Source organism: uncultured Holdemanella sp., from assembly GCF_934754935.1.
In the GTDB taxonomy this organism is placed as follows: domain Bacteria; phylum Bacillota_I; class Bacilli_A; order Erysipelotrichales; family Erysipelotrichaceae; genus Holdemanella.
This window is the reverse complement of the sequence record NZ_CAKVJB010000020.1, coordinates 21,188-43,029: the sequence shown is the minus strand read 5'-3', so window position 1 is coordinate 43,029 and position 21,842 is coordinate 21,188. Positions and strand designations below refer to the sequence as shown.

General features: G+C 35.0%; 20 protein-coding genes, 1 tRNA gene and 1 pseudogene. 4 read left to right on the top strand and 18 right to left on the bottom strand.

All coding sequences use genetic code 11. The features are described from left to right. Window positions 1-190 precede the first annotated feature (190 nt). Together Q0E86_RS06695 and Q0E86_RS06690 are read left to right on the top strand one after the other, a co-directional pair. Window positions 191-466: a type II toxin-antitoxin system RelB/DinJ family antitoxin gene (locus Q0E86_RS06695; protein ID WP_295755590.1), complete on the top strand. Its 276-nt coding sequence runs from the start codon at window positions 191-193 to the stop codon at window positions 464-466. After that, on the top strand, window positions 463-750 hold the full coding sequence (locus Q0E86_RS06690; RefSeq protein WP_295755588.1) for a type II toxin-antitoxin system YafQ family toxin: 288 nt from the start codon (window positions 463-465) through the stop codon (window positions 748-750). The genes Q0E86_RS06695 and Q0E86_RS06690 overlap by 4 nt, the downstream gene beginning before the upstream one ends. A gap of 103 nt (window positions 751-853) precedes the next feature. On the opposite strand, the gene Q0E86_RS06685 is transcribed toward Q0E86_RS06690, so the two are convergent. The 7 genes from Q0E86_RS06685 to Q0E86_RS06655 all read right to left on the bottom strand — a co-directional run bounded on the left by Q0E86_RS06685 (window position 854) and on the right by Q0E86_RS06655 (window position 6,794). Continuing rightward, on the bottom strand, window positions 854-1,024 hold the full coding sequence (locus tag Q0E86_RS06685) for a hypothetical protein (protein WP_295755586.1): 171 nt from the start codon (window positions 1,022-1,024) through the stop codon (window positions 854-856). Between the two features lie 331 nt (window positions 1,025-1,355). Next, window positions 1,356-1,700 (bottom strand): cupin domain-containing protein, encoded by a 345-nt coding sequence (locus Q0E86_RS06680; RefSeq protein ID WP_288519484.1) that lies wholly within the window; start codon window positions 1,698-1,700, stop codon window positions 1,356-1,358. 11 nt (window positions 1,701-1,711) lie between these two features. Further along, window positions 1,712-2,770 (bottom strand): tryptophan--tRNA ligase, encoded by a 1,059-nt coding sequence (gene trpS / locus Q0E86_RS06675; RefSeq protein ID WP_295755584.1) that lies wholly within the window; start codon window positions 2,768-2,770, stop codon window positions 1,712-1,714. 12 nt (window positions 2,771-2,782) lie between these two features. Then, window positions 2,783-3,784: a UDP-glucose 4-epimerase GalE gene (galE, locus tag Q0E86_RS06670; RefSeq protein WP_295755582.1), complete on the bottom strand. Its 1,002-nt coding sequence runs from the start codon at window positions 3,782-3,784 to the stop codon at window positions 2,783-2,785. 31 nt (window positions 3,785-3,815) lie between these two features. Then, window positions 3,816-4,286, bottom strand: a complete 471-nt coding sequence (locus Q0E86_RS06665) for a CpXC domain-containing protein (RefSeq protein ID WP_295755580.1) — start codon at window positions 4,284-4,286, stop codon at window positions 3,816-3,818. A gap of 11 nt (window positions 4,287-4,297) precedes the next feature. Continuing rightward, window positions 4,298-6,076 (bottom strand): aminopeptidase P family protein, encoded by a 1,779-nt coding sequence (locus Q0E86_RS06660; RefSeq protein WP_295755578.1) that lies wholly within the window; start codon window positions 6,074-6,076, stop codon window positions 4,298-4,300. Between the two features lie 19 nt (window positions 6,077-6,095). Continuing rightward, window positions 6,096-6,794, bottom strand: coding sequence for a hypothetical protein (locus Q0E86_RS06655; RefSeq protein ID WP_295755576.1), 699 nt, complete (start codon window positions 6,792-6,794; stop codon window positions 6,096-6,098). 77 nt (window positions 6,795-6,871) lie between these two features. On the opposite strand from Q0E86_RS06655, the gene Q0E86_RS06650 reads away from it, so the two are divergent. After that, a complete protein-coding gene (locus tag Q0E86_RS06650) occupies window positions 6,872-7,705 on the top strand; it encodes a Cof-type HAD-IIB family hydrolase (RefSeq protein ID WP_295755574.1) in 834 nt (277 codons plus the stop codon). 643 nt (window positions 7,706-8,348) lie between these two features. Here the strand turns inward: Q0E86_RS06650 and gltX are convergent. From gltX to Q0E86_RS06620, 6 genes are read right to left on the bottom strand one after another with little or no spacing between them, the layout of a single operon-like run. After that, a complete protein-coding gene (gene gltX, locus Q0E86_RS06645) occupies window positions 8,349-9,812 on the bottom strand; it encodes a glutamate--tRNA ligase (RefSeq protein WP_295755572.1) in 1,464 nt (487 codons plus the stop codon). Window positions 9,813-9,853: 41 nt separating this feature from the next. Beyond that, on the bottom strand, window positions 9,854-10,117 hold the full coding sequence (locus tag Q0E86_RS06640) for a GIY-YIG nuclease family protein (RefSeq protein ID WP_295755571.1): 264 nt from the start codon (window positions 10,115-10,117) through the stop codon (window positions 9,854-9,856). Between the two features lie 36 nt (window positions 10,118-10,153). Further along, window positions 10,154-11,017 (bottom strand): SpaA isopeptide-forming pilin-related protein, encoded by an 864-nt coding sequence (locus tag Q0E86_RS06635; RefSeq protein WP_295755569.1) that lies wholly within the window; start codon window positions 11,015-11,017, stop codon window positions 10,154-10,156. After that, the gene (locus Q0E86_RS06630) at window positions 11,014-11,769 is read right to left on the bottom strand and encodes a class C sortase (protein ID WP_295755567.1); all 756 of its coding nucleotides are present in this window, start codon (window positions 11,767-11,769) and stop codon (window positions 11,014-11,016) included. Before Q0E86_RS06630 ends, Q0E86_RS06635 begins: the two co-directional genes overlap by 4 nt. Beyond that, window positions 11,741-13,312: an isopeptide-forming domain-containing fimbrial protein gene (locus tag Q0E86_RS06625; RefSeq protein ID WP_295755564.1), complete on the bottom strand. Its 1,572-nt coding sequence runs from the start codon at window positions 13,310-13,312 to the stop codon at window positions 11,741-11,743. The genes Q0E86_RS06630 and Q0E86_RS06625 overlap by 29 nt, the downstream gene beginning before the upstream one ends. After that, window positions 13,309-15,522, bottom strand: a complete 2,214-nt coding sequence (locus Q0E86_RS06620; protein ID WP_295755562.1) for a SpaA isopeptide-forming pilin-related protein — start codon at window positions 15,520-15,522, stop codon at window positions 13,309-13,311. The genes Q0E86_RS06625 and Q0E86_RS06620 overlap by 4 nt, the downstream gene beginning before the upstream one ends. Window positions 15,523-15,713: 191 nt before the next feature. On the opposite strand from Q0E86_RS06620, the gene Q0E86_RS06615 reads away from it, so the two are divergent. Continuing rightward, a tRNA-Gln gene (locus Q0E86_RS06615) sits at window positions 15,714-15,789 on the top strand. A 176-nt stretch (window positions 15,790-15,965) separates the two neighbouring features. Here the strand turns inward: Q0E86_RS06615 and ftsZ are convergent. From ftsZ to Q0E86_RS06590, 5 genes and pseudogenes are all read right to left on the bottom strand, one after another. After that, window positions 15,966-17,081: pseudogene (gene ftsZ / locus Q0E86_RS06610) on the bottom strand (cell division protein FtsZ); the annotation flags it as partial. Window positions 17,082-17,091: 10 nt separating this feature from the next. Further along, complete coding sequence (locus Q0E86_RS06605) at window positions 17,092-18,351, bottom strand: hypothetical protein (protein WP_295755561.1); 1,260 nt, start codon at window positions 18,349-18,351, stop codon at window positions 17,092-17,094. 126 nt (window positions 18,352-18,477) lie between these two features. Then, window positions 18,478-19,026 (bottom strand): hypothetical protein, encoded by a 549-nt coding sequence (locus Q0E86_RS06600; protein ID WP_295755559.1) that lies wholly within the window; start codon window positions 19,024-19,026, stop codon window positions 18,478-18,480. Beyond that, entirely contained in the window at window positions 19,011-20,333 is a 1,323-nt protein-coding gene (locus Q0E86_RS06595) for a M18 family aminopeptidase (protein ID WP_295755557.1), read from the bottom strand. Before Q0E86_RS06595 ends, Q0E86_RS06600 begins: the two co-directional genes overlap by 16 nt. A 58-nt stretch (window positions 20,334-20,391) precedes the next feature. Then, entirely contained in the window at window positions 20,392-21,810 is a 1,419-nt protein-coding gene (locus Q0E86_RS06590; protein WP_295755555.1) for an APC family permease, read from the bottom strand. Window positions 21,811-21,842: the final 32 nt, after the last annotated feature.

Genomic DNA, 21,842 nt, shown 5'->3' with positions numbered 1-21,842 from the left:
TTGACAGAAGCATTGGTGAATTTAGCTACTAATGCTTCTTTTATTTTTTAGTTATACAAATTCTGCAAAGTTAAGGATATTCCTACAAATCATTCAGTTTTTTTGTATGTAATATATATCTATTAGATTGACTATGCAATGCATTAGATGTACAATTTATGTGTAATAAATAGATAAGGAGTTGACATTTATGGCTAATACAACTAATTTTAGTGTCCGTATGGACAGTGATATTAAGAAACAATGCGAAGCTATGTATAGCGAATTAGGTATCAATCTTACTACTGCTATTAATGTATTTCTTCGTCAATCACTTCGTGTAGGCGGTTTCCCTTTTGATGTTCGTATGGAGAAACCAAATAAAGAAACAATAGCAGCAATGTTGGAAGCAGAACGCATTGCACATGATTCATCTGTAAAGCGATACTCTGATGTAGAGGAAGCATTAAAGGCATTAAAAGAATGAGTAAGCATTTAGACATCGTTTGGACAAATCAATTTAAGAAGGATTATAAGCTTGCGATGAAACGTCATCTTGATATCGACCTTCTTGACAACATTATTCGTAAATTAGCTAGCAACGAAGAACTTCCAGACAAGAATAAAGATCACGCATTAACCGGAAACTGGATTGGTTATCGTGAATGTCACATTCAACCAGATTGGCTACTAGTCTATCAAATTGAAAATGATTTACTCGTGTTAACATTAACCCGAACAGGAACACATAGCGATTTGTTTGGAAAGTAAAAAGGAGCACTCGGTATTACTTCATCAAAATACCGGGTGTTTTTTACTTTATGCAGCAATAAAAATTAAATAATCCAAAACGATTATCTGTAAATGACCACTATCATTTTTTTACAAATCCAAACATTTTTTTGAATTCTTCAACATCTTTTAGATCATGATGATCATATGTTATTTTAATCTTGATTTTTTTTGTATCCGACATAATACGACAAAATCGATCTACATCAGAACCTTTAATTTTATATGTATCTGTAAAGCTCTTAATTGCCATATAATATACCCTACCTTTCATCAAAAAATAAAGAACATCTGCCCGGTGATGCTTACCCAGGCCACTACGACATGTGAGACGCACCTTTTACCCACTTCAGAAGTTCCTATATCTAGTATACACAAAGTTTAACCAACAAAAAAGAGTAGGCGCGCATTCCTACTCTTTATGTATCCTCCGTTAAGTCGCGATTTAAGAGAATATATTGACGGATTATTTCTCACAGAAATATTATAGAGAGAAATAGTTCTATGTGCGAAAACGCTTTCACAAAACCAATAGTATTATATATCAAATTTTTTCATTGCGTTTGCACAAATTAGTAATCTGTTTATATTTTTTGTTGTGAATCATAAATAATCAAAGCCATGAAGACCAAATCCTCATCTTGCTCATTTAAAATACTATGACCCTTCCCACTCGGTGTAAAATAATGTTCACCCGGTTTTAAATATAAAGTTCTCTCATGATTATCATCCAAAGTTGCAACTCCAGAAAGGACGAAGTAATCTTCGCCATCTCCATTATGCACATGATAACCAACACTACAACCCTTCTTTAAAGTGACCTTGGCATAGACACGATTCATACCATGCATCTCTTCAGCGCTCATGACATGTTCAAAATGCGCAATACCAGTACCACCCATAAAATTTTCTTTATCAACTACTACCATTTTCTATACTCCTAGATCAAAGAATTATCTTTGAAATAATTGATCTTCATACTAGACTTCACTTCATCCAACGTCTTTTCCGCCGTCGCATAAGCCTTCTTTGTACCCTCTTCTAGAATCTTGACAACCTCAGGAAGTTTAGCCTGCCATTCCAATCTTCTTTCACGAATTGGACGCAACTCTTCTTGCATAACACTATTTAAGAAACGTTTTACTTTCACATCCCCTAAACCACCACGCTGATAGTGTGCTTTTAATGCATCCAAGTTTTCATATTCCGGCAAATACTTTTCGAAATGCTCAGGCTTACAGAACGCATCCAAATATGTGAATACACAGTTACCCTCAATCTTACCAGGATCACTGACCTTGATATGATCAGGATCTGTATACATACTCATAACTTTCTTTTTAATTGTCTCTTCATCATCCGATAAATAAATACAGTTACCCAATGATTTAGACATCTTCGCCTTACCATCCGTACCAGGAAGACGTAAACAAGCACAGTTTTGAGGCAATAAGATCTTAGGCTCAACTAAAGTCTCACCATAAATTGAATTAAATTTATGAACAATCTCCTGCGTTTGTTCAATCATAGGCATCTGATCTTCTCCAGCAGGAACTGTCGTAGCCTTAAACGCTGTAATATCAGCAGCCTGTGAAATTGGATAACACTGGAATCCAACCGGAATACTCGCATCAAATCCACGCATTTTAATTTCAGCCTTTACTGTCGGATTTCTTTGAAGACGACTTACAGAAACCAAGTTCATATAATAGAATGTCAATTCGGTTAATTGACTAATTTCAGACTGAATAAAAATCGTTGTCTTATTTGGATCAATACCACAAGCCAAATAATCTAAGGCAACCTCCAAAATGTTTTCACGAACCTTATCCGGATTGTCAAAGTTGTCTGTCAAAGCCTGTGCATCCGCAATCATAATATAAATCTCATCATATTCCCCAGAATTCTGTAAAAGAACACGATTTCTTAATGAACCAACATAATGTCCAATATGTAATTTTCCTGTGGGACGATCCCCCGTTAAAATAATTTTTGCCATAAATACCTCATTCTACAATAATTGTTTCTTCGCAAAATTCCATGTATCTCTACACATGTCATCTAGATTCTTTTCAGCTACCCAACCAAGCTGTTCTTTAGCACGAGTAGGATCTGCATAACAAGTCGCAATATCACCAGCACGTCTAGGCTTGATGACATACTGAATCTTGATTCCATTCACTCTTTCAAAGGCATGTACAATATCTAATACACTGTAGCCTTTTCCGGTTCCCAAGTTACAAATATGAACACCAGGCGTATTGTACTTTTCAATTGCCAATACATGACCCTTCGCTAAATCTACGACATGAATATAGTCACGAACACCCGTTCCATCTGGTGTATCATAATCATCCCCAAATACGCCAAGTTCAGGAAGTTCTCCAGTAGCTACCTTCATAATATAAGGCATTAAGTTATTTGGGATTCCCTTAGGATTTTCACCAATCAATCCCGATTCATGCGCTCCAATTGGATTGAAATAACGAAGTAAAGTTACACTCATTTCAGGATTGGCGAACTGCACATCCGTTAAGATTCTTTCCATCATCGCCTTTGTAGCACCATAAGGATTTGTCGTTTCACCTAGCTTACAATCCTCTGTTAAAGGAACCACTTCAGGATCTCCATATACTGTTGCACTTGAACTAAATACAATACTTGGTACATGATATTTTTTCATCATCTTGGCAACAATCAATGTTGTCATCAAGTTATTTGTATAATACTCAATTGGCTTTTGAACACTTTCACCAACCGCTTTAAATGCGCAACAATGAATGACCGCATCCAATTTATTTTCCTTAAATACAGCCTCTGTCTTTTCTTCATCTAAGACATTAAATTCATAAAACTTAACATGTTTACCTGTAATTTTATAAATAGAATCCAATACATCTGGTTTTGAATTTGAGAAATCATCAATCACGACTACATCATGACCACTCTCTAATAATTCAACACAAATATGACTACCAATATATCCAGTTCCACCGGCAATTAAAATATTCATAGTTAAAACCTCATTTCTATCTGCTATTATACTACAAAATAAGAATCTCTTTACATTCTTTTTCTGTTAAAGATACGGCTTTATCCTCAAACCAAAGGCAATGATTTTTCATATCAAAATAATCAAACTTAACACTTCGATTCAATTTCTTTTCTAACTGTTTCTTTTTAACCAATACCATCTTCGGATCTAAACACTGATCATAGATTTTAAAGGCCAAAAGAAACTGTGAAACACTATGACAAAGTACAACCCTCTCATCTTCACTCAAATTATCAATACGCTTTTGTTCGGTCAAGACAAGATTAAACTTCTTTTTCGGATCTCGATATAGAAATGGATAGTACAAATAAAACATCGACTTACAATTTTGGCATTGATGCATAAAATACGAACCATCATTCAAGCGAATTCTTGCCACACTATCCATTTGTGCAATCACAACCGTATCTCTTTTTATCTCAAAAACATGCCCACAATGTGGACATGTTATTGGTATCATTCTCTCTTTCATTAAATCGATCTACAAGCCAATTTCAACCACTCAGCCTCATCACTACTTAAATATGGACTGATTTTTTCAAATACTTCTTTGTGGTAGTTGTTTAACCAAGCCTTTTCCTCATTTGTCAATAGAGAAACGTCCAAACCATCTAAATCAAAAGGTACAAATGTTAATGGTTCAAAATGCATGAATTGACCATAATTATTTACATTGCCCTTTACGACAACCATTTCATTTTCATGGCGAATTCCAAACTTACCTTCACAATATACACCCGGCTCATTTGAAGTAATCATACCCTCATCTAATACACACATTTCATTACGATGTGGCAACACTTTCCATCTAAATCCATTTGGAGATTCGTGTACATTCAATAAGTGACCAACACCATGTCCTGTACCACATTGATAATCCATATCTTGATTCCATAATGGTCCACGGGCAAGAATATCTAAGTTGATGCCTGAACATCCAAATAGGAAGTGTGCATCGGATAAACGAATGTGTCCACGCAAAGCTTTTGTGAACCAATATCTTTCTTCTTCACTAATATTTCCCAAGACAAATGTACGCGTAATATCTGTTGTACCTTCTAAATATTGTCCACCACTATCAATTAGAAGCATACCCGAATTTGTGATATTTACATTTGTTTCTGGCTTTGAAGAATAGTGCATCATAGCCGCATGTTCTTTATATGCACAAATCGTACCAAAACTATCCTCTAAATAATTTTCTTGTTCACTACGAAGAACTTGTAATTTAGATTGAACACTCATCTCACTCATTTCAATCTTACCCGCATTCTTCTTTAGCCAATACATTAATTTTGTGACAGCCACACCATCTTTAATATGCGCCCACTTCGTACATTTTAATTCTGTATCATTCTTTAAAGCCTTCCATAAAATGATTGGACTTTCCTTAAATACAGTCTTCGCACTTAAATTCGAAACAATCGCATAATTTACACTTGATGGATCGACTAAAACTGAACCCGTTAAAGCTTTTGTAGCCGAATAAATATCATGATATCCACAAACAGTGACATTGTTCTTTGTGAATTCTTCTTTACTCAATTCATCCAAACGAGATGCATCCATATAAATAGAAGCTGATTCAAGTGAAACAATGGAATAAGCTAATGCGACTGGAAAGTTAGGAATATCATGGGCTCTTAAATTATAAAGCCATGCGATCTGATCCACACTTGTTAGTACAATAGAATCCACCTTGTTTTCCTTAAGGAAAGCACGCAAACGACTTAACTTACTTTCTACCGATTCACCTGAGAATTTTTCAGAATAATGAAAAGTTGGAGTACTAGGAAGTTGAGGACGATCCGTCCATACTTCATTGACTAAGTCTAGATTTACATTCATATTTAGGTGTGCTAAATCAAACACAGACTTATATGCTAGAGCATCCTTTGTGTTCATGACACGACCATCAAAGCCAACTGTGTCATTTTCTTTTAGATTTTCAACAATATACGCATCAATTTCCGGAACATTAGGCTGACCCATTTTCATCAAATCAATACCTGATCCTTCAAGCTGACTTGCGGCCTGAATAAAATAACGGCCATCTGTCCATAGTGCTGCTTTATCAAGCAATACAACTAAAACACCTGCACTACCTGTAAAGCCAGACATATATTTACGACATGCGAAGTAGTCGCAAACATATTCGGTTTCATGGAAATCACTTGTTGGTACAATATAAGCCTGCACATTGTTTTCCATCATTTTTGCACGTAATTTTGAAATTCTTTCTGTAACCATTTTTTAAATCCTTCTTTCTCTATGCCATTTTCTTTAGGGCATCCACCTGATAGACTTTATCCAAGAATTCAAAGGCACCCACAGAAAAACATACAACCACAACTATTAAAAATAACATTTTAAGAATGTATGTTATAAAGTAAACAGCCTTTACACTGTTTTCTAAACGCATATATTTAAAATGTGACCACATGATAAATAGTGGGAATAAAAATAACACTCCTTGAAACAACCAATACATCCAAGTACGATTTTGTAGAAGGTATAAAATATCAAATACTTTATGCGCATGAAAATCCAACATGAATTGATTGATCACACCATCTGCCATATGTCCATTCATAAAGCCAAGCGCCCCTAGAAAACTAATTCCCGCAAAAATATTATTCAATATAATCACAGTTCGAGCGACTGACTGCGTCTTTTTTGACGTTACACGATTCACCTGTGCAAGTAGACACAAATAGCTCAAAACAAATAGAATCGCATATACTACGGAATAGAATGGAATGAAACAATAAAATATACTAAAGACAACCAATATACCAATAATCAAATTCGCAATTGAATCGGTTGTTGTGCGATATCTTTGGATTTTTCGAATTCCATATTTATGCATTGAAAACGTATATGTGATCCCATTATAGACCGTCTTAGGTAAAACCGACATCACAAGGACCAATATACCAACAATGCCCATCACAATATAATCACCCATTATATCCTCCCCTTTAAATATTTACCTATCTATTGTAGAATAAAAATATCATTTCGTCCAATTTAGAGAGGTTTAAAATGAAACTTATTTTTTTAGATGCCGATGGCACACTATTTCATCACGAAGGCTACATTCCAGATAGCGCAATTAAAGCTTGTATTCAAGCTCAAAAAAACGGTCATAAAATTATTTTATGCACAGGAAGACAACGCATTGAAATCTTTGGCCCTATGCTAGAAATCGACTATGACGCAATCATTGCCGGAAGTGGTGCAACCATTGAATGCGAACATGAAATCATTGAAGAAAACGCATTATCCAAAGAAGAAAGTCAATATTTATCAAACTACCTTCTTTCAAATCACATTCCCGCTAACTTTGAAAGTAGCACAGGCATCTATGCCACTCAATATACAAAAGACACAATGTTAAAAATGGTCGAGCAACAATGTGCCGGCAAAAGTGCAGAAGAAAAGGCCAAACATGGCCTTACGATTTTGACAAGTCAAATTACTGTTGTCGACAACATTCTAGATCTTGACTACAACAAAGTCTCTGTCATCGACAATGGCAAAACGCCATACAAAAAGATCCAACAAGATCTTTCAGATAAATTTGATGTGATTCCTGCAACATTTGCACCTTTAGGAAAAGAAAGTGGTGAAATCACTTCTTATCATATCAATAAGGCAACAGGCATAGATTCAGTCGTTAAATACTTCAATGCCGACATCAAAGATACCATTGCGATTGGAGATGGCTTCAATGATCTTCCTATGTTTGAAAAAGCACATCTAAGCATTGCGATGGGTAATGCACCACAAGAAATCAAAGATAAAGCAGATAGGATCACAACATCCTTAGATGATGATGGTATATATCATGCCTTTAAAGAATTGAATCTAATCTAATGAAAAGCCCCACTTCAAAATGGGGCTTTAATCATACCAGGATATTGATTGATGATTTAATGCATTACGATTACATTATCCCTCCAACGCATCCACTTAAAGATACGCAACATGAGCATTATATTTTTTATTACATTGTAATAATTGTTACAAAGCAAAGATAGTTTAGTGGTCAGTCCTCTACTTTTTAAAACACTAATTTGTTCGTCTAATGTTTTGAATGGTTTAGACATTTTTATATTCTCCTTCTACAAAAAAAGCCTCCCAAAAACGAGAGACTTTCTTGCGCAAGTAGGTTCACTTAGAATTCTCTACCGCTATCCTTGCCATTATTCTACTAAATAATGTTTTAATTATCAATTGCGATGACAATTATCTTCGATGTCCTTTGAACCATACAATCATTAAATTATTACTCTTATACAATAGAATTTGATGCACCAATTCATCATTTCTTAAATATTAGATTTCAAATACTCTAGTATCATTAGATCTTTAGAATAGATTTTTGCAAGTTATTGCATTTTTCTATTCTAGAATCAATTTTATCGGCAATTTTCATAATTTTAGAATCATTTATAATTTGTTTTTTTGCCGATACATCACAAAAAAACGCCTAGATTTCTCTAAGCGTTTGTATATGTTACTCTTCTACGATTTCACTTAAACGATCAATACCCACTTGGATACGACGCAATGTTTCATCTTTACCTAAGATAAACGCAATTTCAATAGCTCCACCTGGAGTGAATTGTTTACCACTAACAGCTGTACGAATTGGCCACAATACTTGTCCATTCTTCATTTCCAATTCTTTTGGAAGAGCTAGTAGACAATCATGTAAAGCTTCCATACTATCCCATTGATCAAATGCTTCTAAAACAGCTTTGCTGGCTTTTAAAGCTTTTAAGGCAACTTCAGGATTTGTCTTCATCTTCTTATGACGATACATCTCTAAATCATAATCCACTAATGTATCAAAGAAATCAACACTCTCTTCGATTTGATTCAAAATATCAATACGAGGTTGAATGATTTTTGCGATTTCCCTTAAGTTATAAGGTCCATGAACTGCTTTTTCTAAGTATGGACGAACTGTTTCATAATATGTATCTTCATCCATATTTCTTAAATAAACACCATTCATCCAAGTCAATTTATCAATATCGAAAATCGCTGGAGATTTTGAAATACGGTGAATATTAAACACTTTGATCAATTCATCCAAAGTATAGATTTCCTGTTCTGTTTCAGGAGCCCAACCAAGAAGTGCGATATAGTTCATGATCGCATCTGGCAAATATCCTTTCGCAACTAAATCTTGGAAAGAAGCATCCCCATTACGTTTTGATAATTTGTGGTGCTCATCCTTCATTACAGGAGGTACGTGTACATATGTAGGACGATCCCATCCATACGCATCATAGATCAAGTTGTATTTTGGTGTACTTGATAAATATTCATTTCCACGAACAACGTGAGAAATTTGCATCTGGTGATCATCAATAATATTCGCAAAGTTATAAGTTGGATAGCCATCTGATTTAATTAAGATCTGTTCATCTAGAACATCTCCATCCACTTCAATACGACCATATACTTCATCATCAAAATAAGTTTCACCCACATTTTTAATAGTTTGACGAATGACATAAGGTTCACCCGCATCTAATTTTGCCTGTACCTCTTCAGCACTCAAGTGCTTACAAGGATCATTGAACTTAAAAGAAATTCCTAAGCTTTCAGCTTCTTTTCTTTGAGCCTCAATTTCCTCTTCACTACAGAAACAATAGTGAGCTCCACCTAATTTAATTAAATCCTCGGCATACCCTTTATACATAGGTAAACGTTCACTTTGAACATAAGGACCGAAGTCACCACCAATATCTGGTCCTTCATCCCAGTTCAAACCACACTCTTTTAAAGTTTTATAAATAACATCTACAGCACCCTCTACTTTACGCTCTTGGTCTGTATCCTCAATACGCAATAAGAAGTCGCCACCTTCGTGTTTGGCAATTAAAAATTCAAATAAAGCTGTACGCAAATTTCCAATGTGCATATAGCCAGTTGGACTCGGCGCAAAACGAGTTCTTGTTTTATTCATAGTCTATATCATCCTTTCGCTCCTATTATAATAATACGAAACTACAATTCTTTCAATACACCTAGAATCAAGTCGACCTTTTCTTTTCGCGACAATTGTTTGATTTTATACTCCAATTTCATTGCCGAAGATTTAGAATCACACGCTTTACTATATACCAACCGACAAGGCCTTCTTGCCCGCGTATATTTAGCACCCCTACCCAAATTGTGCATCTTTAACCGATTTTCAACATCAGTCGTATACCCCGTATAATACGTATGATCGTTACATTCTAATATATAAACATAAGCCTTTGTATCCATATGCTTATCATAACACAAAAAGTAAGACAAATTGCCTTACTTTCGAAGTTTCTTATTGATTAAATGTAAAAGGATCACAAGCGCAATTAATCCTAAAGTGACATAGATATTTCCATGATATTCAATCCCTGTTGGAACATGGATCTTGGTATTTTCAAACTCAAATACATTCGAATCCAATTTCTTTGAATCCACATACAATGAACCATCGACAACTTTTACACAAAGAACTCTATCCGACTTATCATATCCTTTAGGCGCCTTTGTCTCCTTTAAATACATTACTTGATTACGCATCAAGATTGAAATTGTACCACTTCCCTTATAAGAAGTGATTTTTTCTTTACAATCCTTATCTTTGTAGCTTGTAAATTCAATTTCATCTAAAATTTCCTGCTTTGTATCCCGATCTATCTTTTTAAGAATCAATTTTTCAAACGGACTATGCTTCGGATACACAACCACACTATAAACAAGTTCATCCTCTTGCCATTGCGGAACACTCACTAACATTGGACGCATATTTTCATATCCACAAATATCGACAGGATCTATAAAATACAAGCCATGTTCAATATCCTCTACTTTGGCAATTCCCTTCGCATCTGTTTTAATATGCAGACCATCCACATTTTTCTTTTGGATCTCATCACACAAATTATCAATCTGTTCGGCATTTAATTCCACATTAAAATCCACATCTAAATCTTGAAACGCATCATTCAACACAAAATATCCATCTTCCAATTTTGCGACTTGTACAAGCTTAAAATCCACATTTTCCTTCGACAAATCATCAATAGAATCCTGTAGTTCAATTGTGATAGAAGCTTGACTATTCGCATGGATTGGCATAATGCTACAAAAAAACATCATAATAAATAAAACTATTTTTTTCACCTTTTCACCACCTTAAATACAATCAAGAATACAACTGGAATCATTAAAAACAACAATTCTCGCATTGAGTATGATTTTCTTGGCTGAACCTTCTTTTTAGGAAATATTCTTTTTGCCTGTACAACCAACCTTTTCGTATTAATACCATACGGCGTACATGTAACTAGACTTAAAAGATCTTGACCCTCTTCAATACCCATATCCAATATGTCTTCCGGTTCTACCACAAAACTATCTACAACTTCATAAACCAAAGTTTTCTTGCAGACATGAATATAGATACGATCCTTTTTCTTTAATTCATCTAAACGCGTAAAAAGCTTCGCACTCGGCATGCCACGATGTCCTGTTAATATACAATGACTATTTTTACCTCCAACAGGTAAACTTGAAAATTCAAAATGTCCAATGCCACGATTCAATACTTCATCACTCGTACCATGATAAATGGCAAGATCTACATCAATGACTGGAATCTGGATGGTGGCCATGATTTGTGTAGAAGTCAAATTTAAAATCGTGTCATAATTTTCTCTTTTTTGATCCAAAAATAATTGTTGATTGTATAGCTCAGCATTTAAATACGCATCCTCTACAAACTTATTTTGCGTTGTATCCTCTTCAAGATAAAAACTTGAAATCACATTTTCCATGCGGCTTTGAAACACCAAATTCAAGATTATTGGCAATACACAAAGCAAAAAGCCAAGAAAGAATAAAAAATTATTCTTCCCTTTTCTTTTTACATACATACACCATAATTCCTGCACCCGTTACTACGCAGGCTACAGTTCCAAAAGATCCTGTTACAGGAAGTTTCGTTCCTGTTTGGTTAATAACCTTTAATCCGATAATCGCATCTGATTGACTCACATTCAATGGTGTATTAAAACTAGTAGCCTCTAATTTCAACAAACCATCTCCATTTGAACGATAGTTATTTCGATTCTCAACGAATTTTGGAGAAATCGTAAGCTCAATTGGTTTACGCAACAGTTGATATCCAGTTGGTGCCTTTGTTTCTTTTAAATAATACGTACCCTGATCTAAACCAAAAATCACAAATTCACCATTCGCATTTGAAACAATATCTTCACTTTGACCATCTGTAACGACATAGCCACTATCCGTTTTCTTCATTTTCACTTCATCACGCATAGCCGCATCACGATACACTTTAAAAGTAGCGCCCTTTAATTTCACATTCTTCTCATTGGTCTTTAACCCATTCAATTGATATGTGTAGCACACAACACAATCCCAAGGCGATTGTCCCTTCGATTCATTTTGTGGATCATTTGAAAAATTTACACGAACCTTATTCTCAAATCCCCTGTTTGAAATCTTAGGCGCTGCATTATCATTCAAATAAGCCGTATACGATAAGACTATAGAATCTCCTTTTTGAATATTAGAAACCTGTTTTAAATCGGTAAACGTAATTTTAAAGCCACGATCTGTCGCAGTATATGTATACTTATTTTGAACAACGAATTGATCTTTGATTTTTAATCTCACACTATCCGCTCTTAAAGATAAACATGGATCCATTTCATCTTCAAACTCAAAGAAATATGTTTTATACCCACTCATATCTGGCACTTTCGATACATATTTAAATGGAATATCTTGATTGATCTCAAAGTCACCAATATCATTCCAACCAATCGAATTGTCATCTTCAAATACCTTTTTTTCAACACTTGGATAATCTGACTTGATCTGCATAATGACTCTTGGACTTGCCGTATTAACCATCGTCAATGAACTTGCACCATGGGTATTGATCACATTCGTCACTTCATCAATCAAATAAAATCCATATGCCAATTTATCAATCACAAAATTACCATTCACATCTGTACTATCTACATGAATGATATATGAATCTAAATTCATAATAGAATTTTGAACTTGTTCAACAAACTGACGATACTCACTTTGATTATTCGAATTATTTAATGATCGCATATAATCAAGCACATCTTGATCATCGACACTACGATTCAATTTCGTACTTACAATCTGTTTGATTTTATACGCATACACAGGATTTAATGTATAACTTGTAGACGCATTATCACTGGAAACTTCTGTATCAAACAACTTATACATACGGAAAGTTTTCCCTTTCATTGGCTGCTTATCATTGGCCTGAATGACAATACTTGCACTTCCCTCTTCAAGTGCACAAACCCCATTTGTGACTTCCACTCTTTTATCGGCTGCATATACAGGTGTTGTCACTAAAGACAACATCAATAGTCCTGTATAGATCAAATTTCTTTTTTTCATTCCTTCTCCTTCAATTTCTTAACCATCAAAAACATACCAATCACACTCATCAATAAAGCTTTTGTGCTACCCGTATGCGGAAGCTTTACCATTCTTTGGTTGATAAACTCCATATTTACCGTTCCATCTTCATATAAACCATTCACTTTTTCTTGGTTGATATATACATCATATTGGTTATTTACAGGCACAAAATCCGTGCTCAAACAATACACCTGTTTATTCACTCGATAACCTGCAGGAGCTTTTACTTCCTTTACATAATAGGTTTCCTTGTTTTTTAAACCTTCAAATACCACAACACCATCTTGTGTTGTAGCCTCTTTTACACACTCTGTACATTTCTCATCTTTAAATAAACCAAATACGGCACCATCCAAAAGCTCATTTTGATCATTCTTCTTTTGAATCTTTAATGAGAAAGGTCTCACTTTATTTTCCACTTTAATTACAGAATTCACGCCTGTAATACTCCCATCTTCTAGAACCTCAAATTCAATTGGACTTGCATCCAATACATACCCATCGATTGTCTTAAATTCTTGTAGCGTATGTTTACCATTTGTAAGTGCCACAAATTCAATTTCACCCTTCTCATTTGTGGTATCCTGTCCAATATAGGTTGAACCATTCACAAAATGTTTAAAAGTAACATTTGACAAAGGAATATCCGTACCTTCTTGCACCTTAATCAGTTTTAAGTAATTGGCTTTGTCCACTACATTAAAGTATTTAAAACTATTTATATGTGTTGACATCACATTCTTTTCTTCAAGCTTTTGAACAAAGACAGTTGGATCCAATAAATAACCCTTAGGTGGCACAACCTCTTGTACTGTAATAGTTCCTAGTGGTAAACAAATCATTCCATCCACATCTTTATAGAAATCATCTCCAGATACTTTATGGGCATCATCCAGTAAGATCTTTCCATCGCCATCTGTTTTCATTGTCCAAGTACGTAGTGGTGATTCAGCAGTAGAATCTTGATCATAAAACTTGAATACATATTGCGCATCTTTTAAAGGCTTAGATGAATCCTCCTTATCCTTCTTAACTAACATCAAACTCACTAGATTTGTATAAGGAACATCCGATACAGCTACTTCTACAACTTGATTGCTCTTTACATCTACAGGATATACCGTCTCATTTTTGGCATATCCTTTTGGTGCATTGATTTCACGAACATAATATTTCGCAACGCTTAAATTTGAAATGATATTTGAACTTCCCTTTTCATCCAGAATAAATTCACCAATCTTCTTTGTACAACCAGAATCACTATATAAACCATACTTCGCATCTTTTAATGCATACATAGAATTATTTGTGCTTACATCACTTAAGCGACTGCTCTTTTGAATTTGAACACTTCCCTTAGGACTATTTACACCATATGCCAACTTTTGAACACTTGTCATGACACCTTGCCAGTTATAGGCTTGTCCTGCAACATCAACTAAATAAACATCGTAACCACTTGGTTCTGGCTTTGAAGTGACTTCATTCCATAATGCGCTGACCGCATTATTCCAGTGATATCCATTGGAAAGTGCCTTACTGATACAATTTGATGAATACGCATTTGAAACCAATTCATCCGTTAATACAATGGCAGCACTTTCGCCATAGCGAGAAGTTAATATATCACCTGGACCGTTATAGCCGTAATATAAACATTTTTTCAAATTCACATCACTTACTAAATAAGGATCAGATGTGACACTTCCGCTTGATGGATTGGCATTTAATCCTTGAGCACAAAAGGCATAGTGAGAATTCGATAATTGATACAAACAATTCGCTAGATAATACCCATTACGATCTGTATAGCGATGGTGAAATACATTTGTGACACTCGCAGATCTTGCCATCATAAAGCTAGAACTTGAATCAAATCCAGCACTATATCGATCGAGTATCATCAATCCATTTTGCATCAAATATGCATCGGCATACTCATCATAGAAGTCCTCTTCTAAAATATAGTTTTCATCACAATAGTCGACTAATCCATAGATTTCGGCCTTTTCTTTTCGCAACTGAATAAATTCAGGCGTATTTACATTACCCTTACTATATTCATCCATCATCTCCATTTCTTTTTCACTCAAACGATATGTCGTTGATTCATTGGCATGTACCATTGTCAAAGAAAGAAACAACACCATAAGAATACTCATACATATATAAATCTTCTTTTTCATTCCTTCACCCCCTTGTTTATATACTCTTTTCTTCTCACCTATAATTGTGACAACTCAATGTGAAAACAACGTGAATTCCAAGCAATTTCAAACGATTGCACCTATCTGATCTAAAACGCAAAAAAACAAGTGCTTTACATGAAAAAACACTTGTAAAAAAATAACCAATAGTGTATTATAAATAGGCACATTGGGGTATAGCCAAGCGGTAAGGCATCAGACTCTGAATCTGACATTTCCTTGGTTCGAATCCAAGTACCCCAGCCATGCCTAGTACAGAGAAGAAATTCTCTGTTTTTTTTGTATTTCTGAAACAATACCGACATTTATTCCGACATTTTTAACTTCATTACCGACATCACCAACATTTATTCAATATTACCGTCATTATTTTGTCGGTATAAGCACAAAAAAAGAGAGCCTAGGCTCTCTAAATGTGTGAATTAACGATTGAAGAAGAAATTAGGAATTTGTTCATCATTTGAGTTGTTTTCAACACTAGTTACAACACCTGAATTTACAGGAGCTTGAACTTTTGGTTCTGTAAATAATGCATCATTCGCAACTTGTTTGATGACTGGTTCACTACGTCTTTTACGTTGTTTTTCTTTTGGTTCTTCAAATCCTGTCGCAATAACTGTAACGATGATTGCATCACCTAATTGTTCATTGATTGCGATACCGAAGATGCAGTCAACATCTCCACCAGCAGCATCTTGGATTACAGATACGGCATTTTGAGCATCAAATAAGCTAACTTTGTCACCACCAGTGATATTTACGATAGCAGATTTAGCACCAGAAATTTGTGCTTCCAATAATGGAGATTGGATTGCCTTTTCAGCAGCAGAAATAGCTTTATCTTCTCCTTCTGCCATACCAATACCGATCAATGCACGACCTTGGTTTTGCATAACGCTACGAACATCCGCAAAGTCTAAGTTAACCAATGCAGGAACAGCAATCAAATCAGAGATTGTTTGAACACCTTGACGTAATACATTGTCTGCAGCTTGGAATGCTTCTTCGATTGGTTTACGTCCAATAACATCTAATAAGTTGTCATTTGATACAATGATCAATGAGTCAACATATTTTTTCAATTCTTCAATACCTTCTTTGGCATTGTTTGCACGACGACGACCTTCAAAAGTGAATGGACGAGTTACAACCGCAACTGTTAAAGCACCTTCTTCTTTAGAAATCTTTGCGATCAATGGAGCAGCACCAGTACCTGTTCCACCACCCATACCAGCAGTGATAAATACCATGTCGCTTCCTTTTACAGATTCGCGAATTTCAGCTTCACTTTCTTCAGCCGCTTTACGTCCATATTCTGGATTACCACCAGCACCTAGACCTTTTGTAGTTTCTTTTCCTAAAACGATTTTATTATCGCAAGGAGAATTTTTCATTACTTGTACATCTGTGTTGCAGATATAGAAATCAACACCTTTAACACCATCAGCAACCATGCGGTTAACGGCATTGGATCCACCACCACCAACACCAAATACTTTAATATTTGCTACTTGATTAAATTCAGTCATATAATATTTTCCTCTCTTTTTATTCTTCTTCTGCTAAAATAGCATTCTTTAATTTCTTTGTAAATCCACCTTCAACACTTGATGCCTTTTGATTGATCGCATCAATACTTGCTTCCAATTCATTATTGTTTGCACTGATTCTGTCATCATGGTGAATACGATTGATATCTTGCCAAGCATATGCCATACCTAAGCCACATACAAATGCACCATCTCTTGCACCAATTGCTTGTTCTTGATAGATCATTGCACTCGCATTGAATGATTTATCTAAATCCTTCAATACAGGAATATTACTTCCTTGTCCAGTAATGACATATCTTGATTTTCCTTGGCGAACAATTGGTAAACATGCATCATTGACAGCTGCAATCCATTGACGAATACGAGGTAAACAAGCTTTCGCAAGTTCATTTGCCGTAATCTCTACACGCATATCTTCTCTTTGTTCAATATAAATGATCACATCGCTGTTTTCATCTTCTTGACCCGAGAAAATATTTTGCAACAATCTGTAACATACCTCATCACTCAACTTATATTTCTTTTGAATATCTTCAATGAACCATAAATATCCAAAATCCAAAGTTGTACAAGTCATCAAACGACCTGTGCTAAATAAAGCTAAAGTAGAATGATTCTGTTCCAAATCAACTTGAATTGTAACTCTTTCTGTACTCTGTGTTAAAGCTGCTGTTTCCTGACCAATCGCAAATGAATCTAAACATAGATCCAAGATTTCAAGATTTGCCTGCTCAACACAACGAGCATAGGAATAAATCGTTTCCTTATCTGCATATAATAAATCTACATCCATCATGAAATCTTCACATTCTTGATTCAATGGAAGCTTCTGACTTACTGTACCATTTACTTCATAAGTAACCTTATTCGCATTTACAAATTCTACATCTTCATTCAATCGTTTTTGAATCGCGTTTTTATATCCTTGTTGAATATGGAATAAACGAATGTTCTTCGTTCCATCTTCAATCTGTACACGTACCTTTTGTGAGCTACGCATTACATTTACACTAGGAACAGCCAATAATACACGTTCAATTCGGTATCCTAAAGCTGCCTGTGCATTCGTTATAGCTTGACGAATGGCTGTAACAATAGCACTTTCATCGACAATCTTTTGATTTTTATCTACACCTGAACAAGCAACTCTTTCTGTTCTTAAAACGTTGTAACGAGCTTCAAATATCTCTAAAACGATAAGACGAATCTCTTGATCAGCAATTTCGATAGCCGCATAAACTCTTTTCTTACTCATTCGACGTCTCCTTTTTACATACTACTTAACAATAATACCATAATTGAATTAAAAATAGAAGGCTAGTCTTTAAAATCAAACGAGAAAAAACAAGGAGTACCACATATTGTGATACCCCTAAATTTGCTAATTTGCTTCCAACATTTTAAATGCTTTTTCCTTAAATCTTTTCTTACACAAATAATAATCCACCAATAAAATAATCAATGAAAAATCAACCTGTACAGGAAAGAACATCTTAAACAAAACACAAAGAAGTAAAGATAAACCATCCAAATAGATAAAGTCACGTACTAAATCATATCTTCTTAAAGTTCTATATTTTGTACGAACATTAATAAATGAGAATACGAAGGCTAGACAACCAACGATCGCATCAATACTAAAATTCACAACATAACTCGAAAACAAGACAGCCTTTAAAAAGAACAAAGTCAAAGTCACACTCATCACAAGCATCATGTTACAAATCTTTAACTTTTCATCATCCCGACAAACCATCTTTTCCGCATGTTTTTTAAACGAAGAACTCTTAGAAAATTGACGATACAAACGATCGATTTTCTTATCAAAATCATCCTCTTTCTTATTTTGGACAATTTCAATCATCAATTCCTTTTTCGCATCAATCAAATCCGACTTCTCTATTCTTTGAACAATTACTTCTCTAGACATACTGATTCAGCTTCATCGATCTGCACATTTGTTTCATAGAATTCCTTCAATGCGATAATCGCATATTCCGTATCCTTAACACCTGCTGTTTCAAAACATGAGTGCATCGCAAGCTGAGCTAAACCAAAGTCTACCGCATGAATACTTACCTGTGTATTTGATAAGTTACCTAAAGTAGAACCACCAACACTATCACTACGATTCGCAAAACTTTGTACTGGCACATTTACATTTTGACAAACCCCAGTAAATAACGCACGACTAAACGCATCCGTTGTATATTTCTGGTTGGCACTTTCCTTAATGACAATACCGCCATTCATTGTGACATAGTTTACGGCATCTGTCTTTTCTGGATGATTTGGATGAAGTGCATGCGCATTATCACAACTTACCAAGAAAGTTTTTGCGATAGCCTGATAATACTCTTCTTCCGTTTTACCTAAACCATTATTGATACGGTGCAATACATCCTTTAAGAAAGTAGACATAGCACCCTGTTTTGTGTTTGAACCCACTTCTTCATTATCAAAACAACAATATACATTAACACTCTTCTCATTTTCAGCTTCCATAAAAGCCTTCAATGAAACGAATGCACATTGTAAGTCATCCAATTTAGGACTTGAAACAAATTCATTTTCCAATCCCCAAACTAAACCTTTTTGACGATTGACTAAGAATAAGTCTTTACCTAAAATATCCTCTGCCTTAACGCCTAATTCATCCGCAACCATCTTGTCAAAAGCACCCTTTTTAAGTGCACCACAAGAGAACATTGGACATAAATCGATTTGACGATTATATTTATAACCATTATTGACTTCACGATTAAAGTGAATCGCCACATTTGGAATCATCAAAATATCTTTATCGATATATAATAATTTAGATTCAATCTTAGAACCATTACGAACAAGTACACGACCCGCAACACTTAAAGGACGATCGAACCAAGTATTATCGATCATACCACCATAAGCCTCTACATCTAGACGCAAATATTCTTTTGGTCCTTCAAGCTCTGGCACATTCTTCACTTTATAAGTTGGAGAATCCGAGTGACTTGCACACATTTGGAAATGATAAGATTCAAGATCCTTACCTACCTTAAACGCAATCAAACTTGAGTGGTTACGAATTGTATAATATTTTCCACCCGCTTTTACATCCCAAGCTTTAGATTCAGGAAGATATGTAAATCCATCTTCTTCTAAATAAGTACGAATCGTTTTGATTGAATGAAACATACTTGGACTTGACTCAATAAATTGAATTAATTCATTTGAAATTTCTACTGTATTCATTATAAAAACATCTCCTTGACTATATATAATTATCCACAAATAAGAAGAAAAGGCAAAATTAATTTTTTGCCTCTTTTTTCTTGATTGCTGGTAAAATCAAACCTAAAGCTGTTAATACAACTGGAGTGATAATATTTAAGAATGTTGTATACATATCGCCCGCTTTATACATACCAAGTAAGCAGCAAGCTGCTGTTAATACAAAGCACCATGCACCAAATACAATCGCAACTGTGTTATTATTCACAAATTTATAGTCACGGTGGAAAATATCTGTTTTCTTACGCAACATAACATAGGCGAAGAATACCCATAAGTAACGCATTGGCATTGTTACTGAGTTTAACTGCGTCAACTGACGAAGTACTGTATCAGCATTTGGAACTAAAGCCTGAGCTAAGATGATTGCACCCGCAAGAATATCAACCATGATGATACCATTTGAATATGCACCTGCATCATTTTTGCGTAATAACTTAGATGGAATATATTGACGAGCATCTTCGTTATCCAATAACATTCGCAATGGAGCATCAATACTAATTACTAATGTAGAGAATTGTCCAATACAGTTACAAGCTGCATAAACGATCATCAATACATTACCCATACCATAGTATTCACCTAATCTTTGGAATGCCCAATAAGAACCATTCGCATTGTATGAGTCAAAGTTCGCATCGATTACAGCAGGATCAAACATCATACCCATCGCAATTGTACCAAAAATAGCACAAATGATAACCATGATAGCGGCAAAAATCATACTCTTAGGGAATCCTCTAGAAGGATCTTCAACTTTATTTACATAAGGTGAAATCTTTTCACATCCACCAACCGCAAATACTAAGATTGACAATGAGCTGAAATATTTCCAGTCAAAAGTTGGAATCAAGTTTTTGAAACTGAAATCCATAGCTAAATATCCACCATTTGGATTGATAGCTGGAGCTGCAAACATCATTACGATATAAAGAATACTCATAACGAACATACTAGAACCAGCAATTGTAGCCATTTTCTTCAATGGATTTAAACCACGACTCGCTACATAACTGAATAGTAATAATACAGCCAATGTCGCAAACTGAACCGCTTTTGTGTTAAAAGATGCATAAGTTTCTGAGTTTTGGAAGATCATCCAGCTTAATGCTTTTAAACCACCAGAACCCTTTGAAGCAATGTACGTAATGTGACATGCCCAATAAGTCCAACCTGCATAGTATGCAGCCTTAGGACCAGTTGTTTCGTGAATCCAAGAACTTACACCTCCACCTGAATTTTTGAATGCTGAACCTAACTCACCTACCATTAATGCATAAGGTACGAAGTAAAGCGCAAACATCAAAATCCAAGAAAAGATAACTTGAATTCCGTTGAAGTACATAAATCCGTTTAGAACGTTTCCAAATCCCCAAAGTGTGGAAAAGCACATAAACGCAAGTGTGTACCACTTCATTTTTTGTGAATCATTCATTTTTACTCTCTCCTCTTTCACTCAACATTAAT

Bases quoted from the DNA above. Each gene is read 5' to 3' on its own strand.
- Q0E86_RS06695 (WP_295755590.1), top strand. From the start codon at position 191: ATGGCTAATACAACTAATTTTAGTGTCCGTATGGACAGTGATATTAAG.
- Q0E86_RS06690 (WP_295755588.1), top strand. From the start codon at position 463: ATGAGTAAGCATTTAGACATCGTTTGGACAAATCAATTTAAGAAGGAT.
- Q0E86_RS06685 (WP_295755586.1), bottom strand. From the start codon at position 1,024: ATGGCAATTAAGAGCTTTACAGATACATATAAAATTAAAGGTTCTGAT.
- Q0E86_RS06680 (WP_288519484.1), bottom strand. From the start codon at position 1,700: ATGGTAGTAGTTGATAAAGAAAATTTTATGGGTGGTACTGGTATTGCG.
- trpS (WP_295755584.1), bottom strand. From the start codon at position 2,770: ATGGCAAAAATTATTTTAACGGGGGATCGTCCCACAGGAAAATTACAT.
- galE (WP_295755582.1), bottom strand. From the start codon at position 3,784: ATGAATATTTTAATTGCCGGTGGAACTGGATATATTGGTAGTCATATT.
- Q0E86_RS06665 (WP_295755580.1), bottom strand. From the start codon at position 4,286: ATGATACCAATAACATGTCCACATTGTGGGCATGTTTTTGAGATAAAA.
- Q0E86_RS06660 (WP_295755578.1), bottom strand. From the start codon at position 6,076: ATGGTTACAGAAAGAATTTCAAAATTACGTGCAAAAATGATGGAAAAC.
- Q0E86_RS06655 (WP_295755576.1), bottom strand. From the start codon at position 6,794: ATGGGTGATTATATTGTGATGGGCATTGTTGGTATATTGGTCCTTGTG.
- Q0E86_RS06650 (WP_295755574.1), top strand. From the start codon at position 6,872: ATGAAACTTATTTTTTTAGATGCCGATGGCACACTATTTCATCACGAA.
- gltX (WP_295755572.1), bottom strand. From the start codon at position 9,812: ATGAATAAAACAAGAACTCGTTTTGCGCCGAGTCCAACTGGCTATATG.
- Q0E86_RS06640 (WP_295755571.1), bottom strand. From the start codon at position 10,117: ATGGATACAAAGGCTTATGTTTATATATTAGAATGTAACGATCATACG.
- Q0E86_RS06630 (WP_295755567.1), bottom strand. From the start codon at position 11,769: ATGTATGTAAAAAGAAAAGGGAAGAATAATTTTTTATTCTTTCTTGGC.
- Q0E86_RS06625 (WP_295755564.1), bottom strand. From the start codon at position 13,312: ATGAAAAAAAGAAATTTGATCTATACAGGACTATTGATGTTGTCTTTA.
- Q0E86_RS06620 (WP_295755562.1), bottom strand. From the start codon at position 15,522: ATGAAAAAGAAGATTTATATATGTATGAGTATTCTTATGGTGTTGTTT.
- Q0E86_RS06605 (WP_295755561.1), bottom strand. From the start codon at position 18,351: ATGAGTAAGAAAAGAGTTTATGCGGCTATCGAAATTGCTGATCAAGAG.
- Q0E86_RS06600 (WP_295755559.1), bottom strand. From the start codon at position 19,026: ATGTCTAGAGAAGTAATTGTTCAAAGAATAGAGAAGTCGGATTTGATT.
- Q0E86_RS06595 (WP_295755557.1), bottom strand. From the start codon at position 20,333: ATGAATACAGTAGAAATTTCAAATGAATTAATTCAATTTATTGAGTCA.
- Q0E86_RS06590 (WP_295755555.1), bottom strand. From the start codon at position 21,810: ATGAATGATTCACAAAAAATGAAGTGGTACACACTTGCGTTTATGTGC.